We start from the raw sequence: 14,507 nt of genomic DNA, 5'->3' as shown, positions 1-14,507 counted from the left end.
CCCACCCAGCAAAGGAAGTTGGCACATGGAGCAGTACGAACTCGACGCCCTCAAGCGTCTGACCACCCGGCCCGCCCGGGAGTACCGCACGATCGGGGTCGTCCCGCTCACGCCGGTCCTCGGCGCCGAGGTGTCCGGCGTCGATCTGACGCAGGAGCTGTCGGCGGAGCAACTGGCCGAGGTCAAGGCCGCGTTCCTCGACCACCATGTGCTGGTCCTGCGCGACCAGGACATCAGCCCCGAGGACCACAAGCGGTTCGCGGCGCACTTCGGTGAGCTGCGGCCGGTGAACCCGCCGCCGGTCGACGGCGACCCGTACGTCCTGGAGATCGTCACCACCCCCGAGTCGGCGAACGTGGCGGGCAACGGCTGGCACGCGGACGGCACCGCGGACGCCGAGCCCTCCCTCGGGTCGATGCTGCACATCCTGCGGACCCCCGAGGGCGGCAGCGGCGGCGACACCCTGTTCGCCAACATGCACCTGGCGTACGAGCTGCTCTCGCCGGCGCTGCGCGGGCTCCTCGACACGCTGACCGCGGTCCACGACGGCCTGCTGGCCTTCCGGGGCCATGCGGTGCCCGAGGGGTACGAGGTGCCCAAGAGCGAACACCCGCTGGTGGTGCGCCACCCGGAGACCGGTCGGAAGCTCCTCTACGTCAACCCGGCCTACACCGCCCGTATCCCGCAGCTGTCCGAGGACGAGAGCCGGGCCCTGCTGGACGTGCTCTTCCGCATGACGGCACAGCGCCCGCAGCTGCACTGCCGGGTCCGCTGGGCCCCGGGCACCCTGGTGTTCTGGGACAACCGCTGTGTGCAGCACCACGCCACGTACGACTACCACCCGCTGACCCGCTACGGCCGCCGGGTGGCGCTCAACGGCGGGCCGTTGAAGGGCTGCTGAGCCCGGACGCGCGGGGCGGCCCCGTTTCCGGCGGGGCCGCCCCGCGGCCGGTCAGGGGGCGGGGCGGTGGGCGCGTGCGCGCCGGCCGCGGCCGAGCGGTTCGGCCGGGGCCGGCGCGGTGGGTGCGGCGGTGCACGTCACGCCGTTCTGACGTCCGCGGCGAGTATGTCGGGGCTGAGCACCTCCTCGCCGTAGAGGGCGTGCAGCCAGTTGGTCTGGTAGATCGTGTCCAGGTAGCGCTCGCCGAGGTCCGGGGCGATGGCCACCGCGGTGTAGTCGTGGGCCTCGTGGCGGGCCAGCCACTCGGTGGCGCCGCTGACCACGGTGCCGGTGGACCCGCCGAAGAGGAACCCGCGCCGGGCCAGCCGGTGGCAGGCCCGGATGGTGTCGGCCTCCTCGACGCGGACCACCTCGTCGACGAAGGACTCGTCCAGCAGTCCCGGTCGGACGCTGGTCCCCAGGCCCGGGATCATCCGCCGGCCCGGCTCGCCCCCGAAGGTCACCGAGCCGACGCTGTCCACCGCCACGACCTTCACCTGGCGGTGCCGCTCCCGGAAGTAGCGGGCGCAGCCCATCAGGGTGCCCGTGGTGCCCGCCCCGATGAACAGGACGTCCAGGCGCGGGAAGTGGTGGGCGATGGCCGGTGCGGTGGTGCGGTAGTGGGCCTTCCAGTTGTTCACGTTGGTGTACTGGTTGAGCCACACGTACCGGTCGTCGGAGGCGCACAGCGCCTGGACGTGGGCGATCCGTGCGCCGAGCAGCCCTCCGTTGGCGGCCGGTTCGGCGATGATGTGCACCTGGCTGCCCATCGCCTCCATGAAGCGGCGGGCCGAGAGGTTGCAGCGTGCGTCGGTCACGCACAGGAAGCCGTAGCCCTTGCTCGCGGCGAGGATGCTCAGGGCCACGCCCAGGTTCCCGGACGAGGACTCCACCAGGATGGATCCCGGTTTGAGGACGCCCTTCCGCTCGGCGGCCTCCACCATCTCCCGCGCCGCCTTGAGCTTGATGGAGCCGGCGAAGTTGAAGCCCTCGCACTTGAGGAACAGACCCTGTCCCACGATCGGCCGCAGATCGACGTAGAGATCCTCGGCGTTGTAGTCCATGGGTACGGAGATGACCGTCATGACGCCCCCCTCAGCGGCGGCCGCGCTGTCCGCCGGTCAGCCATATCGGCGCAGTTCGTGAAAGAAGTCCTCGACGACGTGCAGTCCGCCGGAGCGGATCACCTCGTCGTAGACGTACTTGCCCACCGCAAGGTCCAGCACCCCGAGCCCGAAGGGGGAGAACACCACGGTGCGGTCGGTCGGCACGGTGACCCGCCCGCTCATCACGTCGTCGAGCGTGCCGGTGAGGAAGTCCCGTCTCCCGGTGCGCTGTTCGGCCAGATGCGGGGAGGTGCCGGCCTTGAGGCAGTGCTCGACGTCGTCGACGATGTTGGCCGAGTCGAGCACGATCTCGGGCGCGAGGTCGCGCAGGGAGACGTGGAGCACCAGTGGATGGTGGTCGAACCACGACACGTCGCCGACGTGCGGTTCGCCGGCGACGGTGGCGAAGACGACCAGGTCGCTGGTGCGGATCAGCTGCTCGGCGCTGTCGTGCACGGTGACCGAGGCGGCGCCGGACTGCTCCAGGTAGAGGCGGAAGCCGGCGGCGCTGTCGGCGGACAGGTCGTGCACGCCGATCTGGTCGAACTCCCAGCCGGTGTCGGCCAGGAAGGTGTGGATGTAGCGGGCGATCAGTCCCGTTCCGAAGAACCCGACGCGGCGGGGTCGCGGCCGGCCGCGGCTGAGCCGGTCGGCGGCCAGTGCCGCGGACGCCGCGGTCCTGGTGGCGCTGATGATCGAGCTCTCCAGGCAGGCGAACGGGTAGCCCGTCTCGTGGTCGTTGAGGATCAGCACCGCCGAGGCCCGCGGGATGCCGGCGGCCACGTTGGCGGGGAAGCTGGAGATCCATTTCAGGCCGTCCACCGGGGACTTCCCGCCGATCGAGGCGGGCAGCGCGATGATGCGGGAGGTCGGCCGGTCGGGGAACTTCAGGAAGTACGAGGGCGGGTTGACCGAGTCACCGGCGCCGTGCAGGCGGTAGGTGGCCTCGACCAGCTCCACGATCTCGTGCGCGCGTCCCGTGAGGGCGCGCTGGACCTGGGCTCCGGGGATCACCGCGAAGGACGGTGCGGGGTGCGGTGCGGATGCGGTGGGCCGGGGTTCGGCGGAGTGCACGGTGGTCATGGGGTGGTCACCTCGATGGTTGGCGAGCAGTCGGTCAGGTGCACCGGTTCGGCCATGGCGACGAGGACCTCGCGGGGCCCGGCGAACGGTTCCCGGCTGTGCGCGGTGCGGATGTTGTCCACGAGCAACAGGTCACCGGCCTGCCAGGGTTCGCGTGCGGTGTGGGCCTCGTAGGTCGCGTTGAGCAGTTCCACGACGTCGGCGCCGATGGGGTCGCCGTTGCCGTAGGCGGTGTTGAACGGCAGGCCGTCGGCGCCGTAGGTGTCCACCAGGAACTCGCGGATCTCCGGGGCGATGGTCCATTCGTTGAGGAAGGCGATCTGGTTGAACCAGCAGCGCCGTCCGGTGACCGGGTGGCGGACGACGGCGCTGCGCCGCTGCCGGGTGCGCAGCGAGCCGTCCGGCTGCCACTGGTAGGCGATGGCGTGGGCGCGGCAGTAGCGTTCGACGGCGCCTGGGTCGTCGGTGCCGAAGGCCTCCGCGAAGGAGGCGCCGATCTCCTCGTTGTAGGTGCGGGTCAGCAGCCAGCCCTGCCGTTCGAACCGCTTGACCAGCCTCCTGGGGAGCGCGCCCAGGACGGCGGAGGCGTCCGCGACCGCGGTCGCGCCGCGTTCGTCGGGGGCCTTGAGGCAGGCGAACAGCATCAGGCGGGGGAACTCGGTGGTGTAGCTGAGTTCGTGGTGCATGCACATCGGCTGGTTCTGGGGCCACTTCGAGGAGGAGTACACGCCCGTTCCGTAGGTCTGCCGGGGCGCGAAGCTCTCCTTCTCCGCCATGAGGTCGGTGGACAGTTCCCGGAATGTCGCTATGGTCGACGCCGCGTCGTGCAGGCCGAGTCCGCGGACCAGGACGCAGCCGTGTTCGGTGACGGTGGCGTACAGGGCGTCTCGGTACCGGGCCGCCCAGTGCGCCGGGTCGCCGCCGGGTTCTGCCAGGAGCAGGGGCGGTCTGCCGGGCTGGAGGGCCACGTCGAGCGCGGATGTTGTGGGGGACGTGGGCATGTGGTGCCTTTCCTGAGGGTCGGCTGCTGGGTTGGGAACGTGCGCGGTGCGGTGCCTTTCGTCGTCTGCCGGGTGGTTCACGAAGGGGTCGGTGCGGTGACGGTGCGCAGGACCGCCCGGTCCGGTTCGGGGCGGCCGTCGAGCAGTGCGGCGAGGTCGGCCAGGACGGGGTGCCGGATGAGGTCCTTGAGGGAGACCGCGCGGTTCAGGGCGATCACGAGTTTCACGGCCGACAGCGAGGTGCCGCCGCGGTCGAAGAAGTGGTCCCGCCGCCCGAGGTCGCCCTCCGGGACGCCGAGGACGTCCGCCCAGGCGCGGGCCAGTCGCCGCTCGGTGGGGGTGTGCGGTGCGCGGTGGTCCTCGCCCCGGGGGTCGGACCGGTCGGCGAGGTGGGCGAGCGCCTTCTTGTCGATCTTGCTGTTGGCGGTCAGCGGCAGTTGTTCCTGCCAGTGGAAGGCGGCGGGCACCATGTACGAGGGCAGCGACTGGGCCAACCGCTCGCGCAGGTCGTCGGTCTCCAGGGCGCGCGGCCCGCTGTAGAAGGCCACCAGGCGTGTGCTCTGGCCGCCGCCGGCCACCACGACGGCACCGTCCCGGACGCCGGGCGCCCGCAACAGCGCGTTCTCGATCTCGCCGATCTCGATCCGGAAGCCCCGGACCTTGACCTGGGCGTCCCGGCGCCCGAGGAACTCCAGCTTGCCCCCGGGAAGCCACCGTCCGAAGTCGCCCCCCTGGTAGAGCCGTTGGCCGGCGTGGTGCGGATCGCTGAGGTAGGCGAGCCGGGTGCGCTCGGGGTCGTTGACGTAGCCCCGGCCGACGCACACCCCGGAGAAGACGATCTGGCCCGGGGCGCCCAGCGGCACCGGCTGAAGGTCCTCGTCGACGACGTAGACCCGCACGTTGTTCACGCACGGCCCGAGCGGGATCCGGTCGCCCTCGGGTTGCCGGTCCATGACCTCGTGGTTGGTGTCGTCGGAGGTCTCCGTCAGACCGTAGGCGTTGACGAGCCGGGTCCGCGGTCGGGCCGTGAACCAGCGCTGGACGAGTTCCTTCTTCAGCGCCTCTCCGGTGACCGAGACGCAGCGCAGGTCCGGCAGCTCGCGGGGGTGCCGTTCCAGGTGGGTGAGGACGGCTTCGAGGTAGGAGGGGACGACCTGGAGGACGGTGACGCCCGCGTCGGCGAGGGTGTCGACGAAGCGTTGGACGTCGAGGATCACCTTCTGCTCGACCAGGTGGGTCCGGCCGCCGACCAGGAGGGCCGCGACCAGTTGCCACAGCGAGATGTCGAAGCACTGGGGGGCGGTCTGGGCGACGACCTGGCCCTCGGTGATCCCCAGGTCGCCGATCTTGGCGTAGAGGTGGTTGAGGAAGCCGGCGTGCTCGCACATCGCGCCCTTGGGCTCACCGGTGGAGCCGCTGGTGAAGTAGATGTAGGCGAGTTGGTCCGCGGTGACCTCGATGCCGAGGTCGTCGGCGGGGCGGTCCTCGGCGAGCGCGGCGTCGACGTGCAGCGCGCGCACCTCGGGCCGGGTGGCCAGGGCCTGGTCCAGGGTGGCGGTGCTGCCGGGTTCGGTCAGCACCAGGCGGCAGGCGGCGCGGGTGAGCACGGTCGCGATGCGGTCGGCCGGGAAGTGCGGCTCGATGGGCAGGTAGACGCCGCCCGCCTTGAAGACGGCCAGCACGGCGGCCATCCAGTCCAGATTCCGCTCGGTGACGACGGCGACCACGCCCTCGCGGGCCAGGCCCCGCGCCAGGAGGGCCCGCGCGAGGCGGTTGGCGCGCCGGTTGAGTTCCGCGTAGGTGCACCGCCGGTCGCCGTGGACGGCGGCGACGGCGTCCGGGTGGGCCCGTACCCGTTCCTCGAACAGTTCGTGGAAGCGGCGGTCGGGCAGGTCCCGGTGGGGGCCGGCCAACCCGACGAGCTGGAAGCGGCGTTCGGCGTCGGACAGCAGGCTCTGCGCGCCGTGCGCGGCCTCCGGGGCGGCGGCGAAGTGGCTGAGCGCGGTGAGGTGGTAGCCGGCGGTCCGGGCGGCGGCCTCCGCGTCCAGGGCCTCGGTCCGGTGCCGCAGCCGCAGGACCGTCCGGCCGCGGTCCCGTACCACCGCCACCCGCAGCACGGTGTCCGCGGCGAGTGCTCCCTCGTCCCCGGACAGGTCCAGTTCGGTCTCGAACAGTGCGGTGCCCAGGCCGAGTTCGGCGCCGAGGGCGGCCACGTCGCAGGTGCGGTGGGCGAGCACCTCCGCGCTCGCGGTGGCGGCGGTCCGCGCCAGTGCGTGCCAGGTGTCGGGGGCGGTGGAGACCCGGCAGGGCAGTGCGGGTCCGCCGTCGGCGGCCAGGTATCCGGTGGTGACCTCCTGGTCGCCGGAAAGGGCGGCGAGGACCTTGGCGTGCGCGGCCAGCAGGACCGCGTCGAGGGGGACGTGGTGGGTGTCGGCCCAGTGGTCCAGTCGCTTCACCAGGTCGTCGGGGAGCGGCAGTTCGTGGGCGGCGAGGCCGGTCTCCGGTGCGGGGGCCCAGCGCGGGATCGCGGTGAACCCCCCTCTGGTCAGGGCGGTGCGCCAGTACGCTCGGTCGTCGTCCGTCGGCTTCATCATCGGCTTCCTCTGCTGGCTCGTGCCGTGCCGGGTGGGAGGTGCGGTGGGTGTCCGTCAGTGCGGCGCGCTCTTGGCGGCGGGGGCGCCGTGCGGTCGGGAGCGCTGCGGCGGGGTCGGGGCGGCGGGCGACGGCCCGGGCGCGGCTCCGGCGGGGGCGGTCCGCGGCCGGCGGCCTGCGGTCTCGGCGGCCGGGTTGCCCGACCAGCACGCGTGGGCGGGGATGTCCTCGCCCTTCATCAGGAAGGAGTCGGCGGCGAGCACCGCACCGTCCCCCATCGTCACGCCGTAGTGGACGAGCGCGCCCACCCCGAGGGTGCAGCCGGCGCCGAGGGTGATGCGATCGGACTTGAAGGTGCCGTCCTCCTGCGAGTGGCACTGGATCTTGCTGCCGGCGTTCAGGTTGCAGTCGTCGCCGATCGCGGAGAGGGTCCGCTCGGTGAGGTAGCAGCCGTCGTCGAAGACCCTGCGGCCCAGGCGGACGCCCATCAGGCGCCACATGACGTTCTTGAACGGGGTCCCGTTGAAGGCGTTGAAGTGGGTGTCGGGGACCTTCCACACCCGCTCGTGGTGCCAGAAGTGCGGGTCGTAGATGGAGCGCACCTGCGGCTGGAGCGGGCGGAAGCGGATCAGGCACCGTTCGACCAGCGCGTAGTAGGCGGCGGTGAACGCCATGGCGCACACCAGGAACCCGGCGTCGAGCAGGTTTCCGACCCAGTCAACGCGGTCGGCGGTGGCCAGGCTCAGCAGGGTCAGGACGAAGAAGTGCACCCACCGCAGGAACAGCATCAGGCCCATGCTGCGGAGGTTGTAGCGGTTCTTGGCGGACAGGCGGCGGCGCATCTCGTCCCCGCTGCGCAGGTCGTCGAAGCGGCTGTCGCGCTCCACCGTCCGCGGGATCTCGAAGCACGGGGAGCCGAGCAGGCCCACTCCCTCGCGGATCTCGCCTTCGAGCGGGACCATCACCTTGGTCGCCAGCAGGCAGTTGTCGCCGGTCCGGCCGCCGGCGGGGTAGGCGATGAAGTTGCCGAGGAAGTTCTGCCTGCCGATCGTGGTGCGCACGACGCTGAAGGACGTACCGGAGTACTCGGCGTTGAGCAGGGACAGTCCGTCGGCGACCATCGTGCCGCTGCCGAAGCTGCTGAGGAACGGCGACTCGTGTTGCAGGGCGCTGCCGAAGTTCGAGCCGGTCTGCTCGACGTGGGAGAGGTCGTACCCCACGCCCCGCAGGTAGTGGACGATGTAGGAGCTGTCGCCGAACAGCCAGATGAAGAACCGGAGGTTGGTCATCCGCGCCACCGAGCGGTGTGCGGCATAGCGGAAGCCGTAGAGCGGGTAGACCGCGCCGGGCTTCGTCGAACGGTGCATCAGGCGCGGGACGGTGACCAGTACGGCCAGTCCCACCACGATGAATCCGAAGAACAGCACGAAGGAGAGGATCAGTGCGTTGAGGTAGAACTCCGGTTCGGCCAGGGACTGGTCGTTGAGGTCCCCGCGGCCGATCAGGACGGGAATCCCGTTCCAGAGCACGGCGAAGACCGAGATGGTCAGCGGCAGCGTGATCAGCATCGTCTTGGCGAGGCTGAGGACGCCGAAGACGGCCCGGCGCAGGGTGCTGCACTGCGCCGGTGCGACCCGTACGTAGTCGAACTCGGTGCGCTGGGCGGGCGATCCGTGCCACCGCTGGCCGGTGGGTACGGCCTCGCCGCGCTGCAGGGTGGAGGTGTGGCCGAGCTGGGCCCCGTCCCCCATCGCGGTGTCGATGTCCAGCACCGTCCGCTCGCCGATGAACACGTTCCGCCCGAGGGTGACCGTGCCTGTCTGGATCCGCCCGGCGTGCGCCCGGTAGCAGTGGAAGTACGACTCCTTGCGGATCACCGTGCCGGCGCCGATGGTGAGCAGGTCGGTGCAGACGGGGACATGGTGGGACAGGATCGTGACGTGTCTGCCGATCCTCGCGCCCAGGGCCCGCAGATAGAGCACGTACACGGGACTGCCGATGAGCAGCACCATGGGGTTGGCGTGCACCAGCGTCTTGACGATCCAGAACCGCAGGTACGTCAGCCCCCAGATCGGGAACTCCCGAGGTTTCCAGCGCCCGATGAGAATCCATTTGGCCAGGACCGGGAACGTGGACAGGCCGATGAGTTCGGCGCTGCCGAAGACCATGGCCCGCCCGTAGACGCCGACCGGCCCGACGCCGCCGGAGACCCACGCGTAGCCCCGCGTGGTGGCGAACGCGACCAGGTACGAGTACCCCAGGAAGAACGCCAACTGCGCTGCCCCGCAGGCGATATAGCGTGCGGTGCTCCCGGCCGGCGACGGCTGGGCCGGCTCCGGTACGGGGGTGTCGGGCGCGGCGGCCGGTTCGGGGACGGCATCGGCCAATGCCGCCGCCAGGCTTCGGACCGTGGAGTGCTGGTAGATGTCCCGCATCGATACCGACGGCAGGTCGGGGCGTTTCCTGACGCGCGCACAGAAATGCGCCATCATCAGCGAGTCGGCGCCCAGGTCATCGAAGAAATGACCATCGAGCGGCACCTGTTGGACGCTGACGACGTCGGCCAACAACTCGGCAAAGCCTTTCTCCAGTACGGCCGTTGGGCCAGCGCCGTTCCGTGCGGTCGGCACGGTTTCTGCCGGGCCGACGGAGGCGACCTCGGCGGATTCTCTCGCCACCTGAGCTCCTTGAAGCACCTAATGCCCGTACCTGCGGGCTGAATACGATTCATGAGACACGCAACCGAAATGCGCGAGGGAGCCGTAGTCGACAGAAAATGCGCCGCGACAGCGGGGGCAGAGCACACCCGCCCGGAACACGCACACCGTCCGACCGCTACCTGAGCACCGGTCGCCGTACCCGAGCGGGAAAGCCCGGGATTTCCCCTGCACGGTCGGGAGCAGCACCCAGGGCGCCACCTATCCGACGGACATCACCCCAGGTCACGTCGACCGCGGACGGATGCGCACCCGCCCGGCAGCCCCCCTTTGCTTTCTCGACCCGGTTCCTCTGCGCGGCGGGACACCCCCCGGTCGCGCGCCTCCTGTCCGAGGCCGGGAATTCTCACGCGAGGGCGCAACAACCCCTGCGGTCCAGCGAGTTCGTCACACTGCCGGCTTCCGCCGCCCAAGCGTCGACGCACCCGAGGAAACCGCATGGATCGCTCGGCGACCCATCACGCGGATTCGAACAATCGCCTCGCATCACTTTCGACGGAAACCGAACACCGAATAAACGTTCCCGCATAGGGCCCCCTTTTCCGATCCAGTCGAATGGGATCGTTGAAGAACGTAGGGCTCTCTACGGCCGCCAAGCCAGCCAGGTGTAGGCCAACCGAAATTGCCGACCACTACCGAACGGAAAACGATCAAAAACGCTCGACCGGCAAGGCTTGGCCATTACCTGACGCAGCATGACGTCACGCGCGCCACCTGCCCTTCTGCACCCTCGTCAACTTCTCGAAGCCCAGGAATCAGCCCCGCCACCCACCCGCACGAAATGGACATATCCCGCTTCAGGCAACAAGTTCGCATAGTTCACAGGAGAGGCCAAAGTCCACAATCGGGAACTGGAGCATTGGGCGGCACGCCCATAAATGATCATGCGGATTGGCGCAAAGCAGCCGAAGGGGCGTAGCGAATAAATAAAGATTTCCCCCTGCTCCGGTAACGGCGCTACCGCCCCGGCAAACCTGGGCGCCAGATCATTCGGAAAATATTCTTATCGCGCGCTTTCGGATTTCTCCCGCTTCGGTCTCCGCAACATCCACTTCGGCATACCGCACCGATTGCCCGCGGTCGGCGGGCCCGGTGCGCAGAGCCTTCCGGTCGGCCACCGGGCGTTGTCCCCGGCCGGTTGCGCGGGGCGGTGCCGCCCGGCCGGTACGGCGGGACGCGCGGCCCGGCAGGCGGGCGACGACGTGCCGGCCGGTGCCGGATGCGGCCGGTCCGGCGTGGCAGGCGCCGCCGAGCGGCTTGGCCCGCTCGGCCATGCCGATCAGTCCGTAGCCGCCCCCGGGGGGCATGTCCCGGCGGCTCTCTCCGCCCTCGGCTCGGGACTGTTCGCGGCGGCGGTCGCCGAGTCCGTCCGCCGCCGGCCCGCCCTGCCGACCACCCGGGGCCGGCACCCGTGGCTGCGCGCCGCCACCTTCGCCCTGCCCGTACTCCCGCTCGCCGCACTGCTCTGCACAACGGCGGTGATCACGTTCGACCTGCCCTGAGCCGAACGGACGGCGGGCTCACGGTTCCGGCGGTCCTTGGTGACGTCTACGGCTGCTGGGCACGGCTCCTACCCGCCGCCCCCGCCGATGTGCCGCGGCTCAGCCCGCGCAGGCCCCCCGCGTGCTCAACTGGCCGACCACAAAGCGCAGTCATACCCGGGTATCCGCCGGAGCCGCACGTCACCGCCGCGCGGACGTTCCCCCGGTCTTCGTCTCCGAGGGGTCCGCCTCACCCTGCCGGTTCCGGGTGGCGAAGAGGTAGAGCGCCGCCGCGAGGAAGAGGGCGAGGGAGACCCAGTCGTTCAGGCGCAGCCCCAGGAAGTGGTTGGCGTGGTCGATGCGCAGCGCCTCGATCCAGGCCCGGCCGGCCGTGTAGGCCAGGACGTAGCAGGCGAACAGCCGGCCGTGGCGGACCTGGTGGCGGCGGTCGATCCACAGCAGCAGCGCCATCACGCCCAGGTCCCACAGCGACTCGTAGAGGAAGGTGGGGTGGTAGAACGCGATGTTCTCGTAGCCGGGCGGACGGTGCGCCGGATCGATCAGCAGTTTCCACGGCAGCGCGGTGGGGCCGCCGAAGAGTTCCTGGTTGAAGTAGTTGCCCCACCGGCCCATCGCCTGGGCCAGCACCAGGCCGGGCGCGGCGACGTCGGCGAAGTCCGCCAGTTTGATGCCGCGTCGGCGGCAGCCCAGCCAGGCGCCGAACGCGCCCAGCGCGACGGCCCCGGGGATGCCGAGCCCGCCGTCCCACACATACAGCGCGCGGATCGGCTGGCGCCCGGCGCCGAAGTACAGTTCCGGGTCGGTGATCACGTGGTAGAGCCGCCCGCCGAGCAGACCGAACGGCACGGCCCAGACCGCGATGTCGGCGATGTCGTCCGGTTCGCCACCACGCGCCGCCCACCGGCGGCGGGTCAGCCACAGCGCCGCGAAGATGCCGGCGATGATGCACAGCGCATACGCCCTGATCGGCACCGGACCCAGATGCCAGACCCCTTGCGAGGGGCTGGGCAGATACGCCAGAACCATCAATGCGACCACTCTCGACAGGGACCCCGGCGGCGCCGGTGCGGGACCGCACGACAATACATCGGCTACCGAAGCGATTGGCCGTCGTGCCGGAATCCGCGGTTAAAGTCCTTGCATGCCGCGTCAGTCCCGCCCCGATAGCCCGTCGAACCCGCCCGCCGAGGGCACCACGGACACCCGTCTGCTCACCGAGGCCGTGACGCGGTTGCGCCGTGCGCTGCGCGCCTCCATCCGCACCGACTATCCATGGGAGCAACTGCCCATGGCCCAGGTCGAACTCCTCCAGGTCCTCGCGGAACACTCCCCGGCCCGGATCAGCGATCTCGCCGCGCGTCAGCGGCTGGCCGCCAGTACCGTCAGCGGCCTCATCGGCCAGATGATCAGTTCCGGGCTGGTGGCCCGCGCCGTCGATCCGTCCGACCGCCGGGCCTCCGTCGTCACCCTCACCGAGGCCGGCCGAACCCAGCTCACCGCCTGGACCGGCGCGCATGAACGCCGCCTGGACGACGCGCTCGCCGCGCTCGGCGAGACGGACCGCGCCGCCGTCCGCGCCGCCCTGCCCGCCCTCCTCCGCATCGCCGGCCACCTTGAGGCCGACAACTCCGGGGAGAGCAGCGGGAGTTGAACCCAGGCCCGGTCTGATCGCGGCGCGCATCCGGGGTGACTGGCGCCAGTGCCTGCCGCCAGGCCCTCTCTGCGTCCGGCGCCGGACCGCCCTCCGGGCAGACGACAGGAGGGTTATGACTGGCCCTGGTTGGGGGAACTGCACTCGGTGGCCGAGCGGCTGGCGCTGGGGCCCAGTGCCGCGGCCGCGACGGAGATCAGCGCGGCGGCCAGCAGCATCAGCACCGCCCAACGGGCGCCGTTCAGGCCCGTACCGGTGGGCGGGGCGACGTGGAGGGCGAGGGTGACCAGCGCGACGCCCAGTGCGGTGCCCAGGCCGCGCGCCATGTTCACCAGGCCGCCTCCGGTGCCCGAGGAGCCGACCGGGATCGCCCCCATGATCAGGGCGTTGTTGGCCGGGGTGAACGTCCCCAGTCCCAGGCCCAGCACGACCAGGACGACAGGCAGGCTCCGCGCCGTCATCGGGACGACGAGCAGGGCGGTCAGCGCGCCCAGGCACACCAGCGCACCCAGCAGACAGCGCTGCCGATCGGACAGGGCGCTGGGCAGCAGGCGGTCGGCGGCGGTCGCGCCCAGGGCGAAGCCGCCGGGCAACGCCGTCAGCACCAGCCCGGCGACCAGCTCCGAGGTGCCGCCGCCGGTCAGCACGAGCGGCACCAGCACCAGTGGGCCGAACAGCACCAGATAGCCGCACAGCGCGCCGACCAGTCCGGCCGACACGGCCCGCACCCGCAGCAGCGCCAGGTCCAGCAGCGGAGCGGCGGCCCGCCGCTGCCGGACGACGAACGCCCAGCCCGCGGCGCCCGCCACGACGAACAGCACGGCGACGCCCCACCCGGGCACCGGGAGGCCGGACGCGGCCGAGACCCCCAGCAGTGCGGAGGTCGACGCCACGGCCAGCAGTCCCAGTCCGGCCCAGTCGAAGCCCGTGGCGGGGTGGTGGGCGCGGGTGCGGGGCAGCAGGTAATGCCCGGCGACCAGGGCGATCAGTCCGATGGGCACGTTGACGCCGAACACCCAGCGCCAGCCCAGCGTCGAGACCAGGGCGCCGCCCACGGTCGGGCCCAGTGCCAGACCGAGTGCCTGGGCGGCCGCCTGCACCCCCAGCGCGGACCGTATCCGCTCCGGCGGCGCGCTCGTGGCCACCAGGGCCACGCTGTTGGCCTGCATCAGCGCCGCCCCCACCGCCTGGAGGGCCCGGAAACCCACCAGCACCCCGAGGGCGGGCGCCAGTCCGCAGACCACCGACGCGGCCGTGAAGACCACGAATCCGTAGAGGTACATCAGCTTGCGGCCGTGGGCGTCCGACAGCCGGCCCATCGGCACCAGCAGGGCGACCAGGGTGAGCAGATACGCCAGGGACACCCATTCCACGGACGCCAGCGAGGCGCCGAAGTCGCTCGCCAGGCTGCTGTACGTCAGCGTCACGATGCTGGCGTCGAGCTGCCCCATGAACGCCCCGAAGCAGACCGTGGCCACCGCCAGCCACCAGGCACGGGGGTGGGTGCGCACGCGGTGCGGGCGGGGCCGCTCGCGCATCAGCGCCTGGAGTGTGAATCGGGATCGAGGCATCGGCTGTCCGGTCAAGCTTCCCCCCTGCTCAGCAGCTTGCGGCTGTACCAGGGCCCAATTATATCGGGGTCCGAAATATTTTGTTACCGTCGAACTGATGTCGCCATAAGTCCCCCGTGGCCGACCTTCCGCACGTGCGCCATCACACACCCAGGGGTCGCACCGGGCGGCACCACCACGCCGCACCGAACCCTCGGCAACCCGTCTGACCAGCACCACCGCCCGCTCCCGGCGCCTGCGCCAGTCACCCCGAGCGACGACGAGCCAGGCAGCAGCCCCCCGCCCCGAAATACCCCCCCAGGTACCCCTGTTAGGGTGAGTGCAATACCCCCTGGGGTACCTGA

Annotated in this window: 10 protein-coding genes; 3 read left to right on the top strand and 7 right to left on the bottom strand. The window is 71.0% G+C overall.

Annotated features, from left to right (window positions below; translation table 11 throughout):
* Positions 1-25: 25 nt before the first annotated feature.
* Positions 26-901, top strand: coding sequence for a TauD/TfdA dioxygenase family protein (locus ACIQE0_RS00635; protein WP_402328011.1), 876 nt, complete (start codon positions 26-28; stop codon positions 899-901).
* A 137-nt stretch (positions 902-1,038) separates the two neighbouring features.
* On the opposite strand, the gene sbnA is transcribed toward ACIQE0_RS00635, so the two are convergent.
* The 5 genes from sbnA to ACIQE0_RS00610 all read right to left on the bottom strand — a co-directional run bounded on the left by sbnA (position 1,039) and on the right by ACIQE0_RS00610 (position 9,400).
* The gene (gene sbnA, locus ACIQE0_RS00630) at positions 1,039-2,025 is read right to left on the bottom strand and encodes a 2,3-diaminopropionate biosynthesis protein SbnA (RefSeq protein WP_402328009.1); all 987 of its coding nucleotides are present in this window, start codon (positions 2,023-2,025) and stop codon (positions 1,039-1,041) included.
* Positions 2,026-2,061: 36 nt separating this feature from the next.
* Positions 2,062-3,129 carry a 2,3-diaminopropionate biosynthesis protein SbnB gene (gene sbnB / locus ACIQE0_RS00625; protein WP_402328007.1) on the bottom strand — a complete coding sequence of 356 codons (1,068 nt, stop codon included), beginning with the start codon at positions 3,127-3,129 and terminating at the stop codon, positions 2,062-2,064.
* On the bottom strand, positions 3,126-4,130 hold the full coding sequence (locus ACIQE0_RS00620) for a TauD/TfdA family dioxygenase (protein WP_366330105.1): 1,005 nt from the start codon (positions 4,128-4,130) through the stop codon (positions 3,126-3,128). Before ACIQE0_RS00620 ends, sbnB begins: the two co-directional genes overlap by 4 nt.
* Before the next feature lie 77 nt (positions 4,131-4,207).
* Positions 4,208-6,724, bottom strand: a complete 2,517-nt coding sequence (locus ACIQE0_RS00615) for an amino acid adenylation domain-containing protein (RefSeq protein WP_402328005.1) — start codon at positions 6,722-6,724, stop codon at positions 4,208-4,210.
* A gap of 54 nt (positions 6,725-6,778) precedes the next feature.
* The gene (locus ACIQE0_RS00610; protein ID WP_402328003.1) at positions 6,779-9,400 is read right to left on the bottom strand and encodes a Pls/PosA family non-ribosomal peptide synthetase; all 2,622 of its coding nucleotides are present in this window, start codon (positions 9,398-9,400) and stop codon (positions 6,779-6,781) included.
* A gap of 1,274 nt (positions 9,401-10,674) precedes the next feature.
* On the opposite strand from ACIQE0_RS00610, the gene ACIQE0_RS00605 reads away from it, so the two are divergent.
* Positions 10,675-10,941, top strand: a complete 267-nt coding sequence (locus ACIQE0_RS00605) for a hypothetical protein (RefSeq protein WP_402328001.1) — start codon at positions 10,675-10,677, stop codon at positions 10,939-10,941.
* 180 nt (positions 10,942-11,121) lie between these two features.
* On the opposite strand, the gene lgt is transcribed toward ACIQE0_RS00605, so the two are convergent.
* Complete coding sequence (gene lgt / locus ACIQE0_RS00600) at positions 11,122-11,967, bottom strand: prolipoprotein diacylglyceryl transferase (RefSeq protein ID WP_402328612.1); 846 nt, start codon at positions 11,965-11,967, stop codon at positions 11,122-11,124.
* Between the two features lie 115 nt (positions 11,968-12,082).
* Between lgt and ACIQE0_RS00595 the strand changes: the two genes are divergently transcribed.
* Entirely contained in the window at positions 12,083-12,592 is a 510-nt protein-coding gene (locus ACIQE0_RS00595; RefSeq protein ID WP_402328000.1) for a MarR family winged helix-turn-helix transcriptional regulator, read from the top strand.
* Positions 12,593-12,705: 113 nt separating this feature from the next.
* Here ACIQE0_RS00595 and ACIQE0_RS00590 read toward each other — a convergent pair whose 3' ends face one another.
* Positions 12,706-14,163, bottom strand: coding sequence for an MFS transporter (locus ACIQE0_RS00590; RefSeq protein ID WP_402327999.1), 1,458 nt, complete (start codon positions 14,161-14,163; stop codon positions 12,706-12,708).
* Positions 14,164-14,507: the final 344 nt, after the last annotated feature.

Origin of the sequence: Streptomyces sp. NPDC093097, from assembly GCF_044754325.1 — a bacterium.
GTDB lineage: Bacteria > Actinomycetota > Actinomycetes > Streptomycetales > Streptomycetaceae > Streptomyces.
This window is presented reverse-complemented; position numbering and strand designations above follow the sequence as displayed.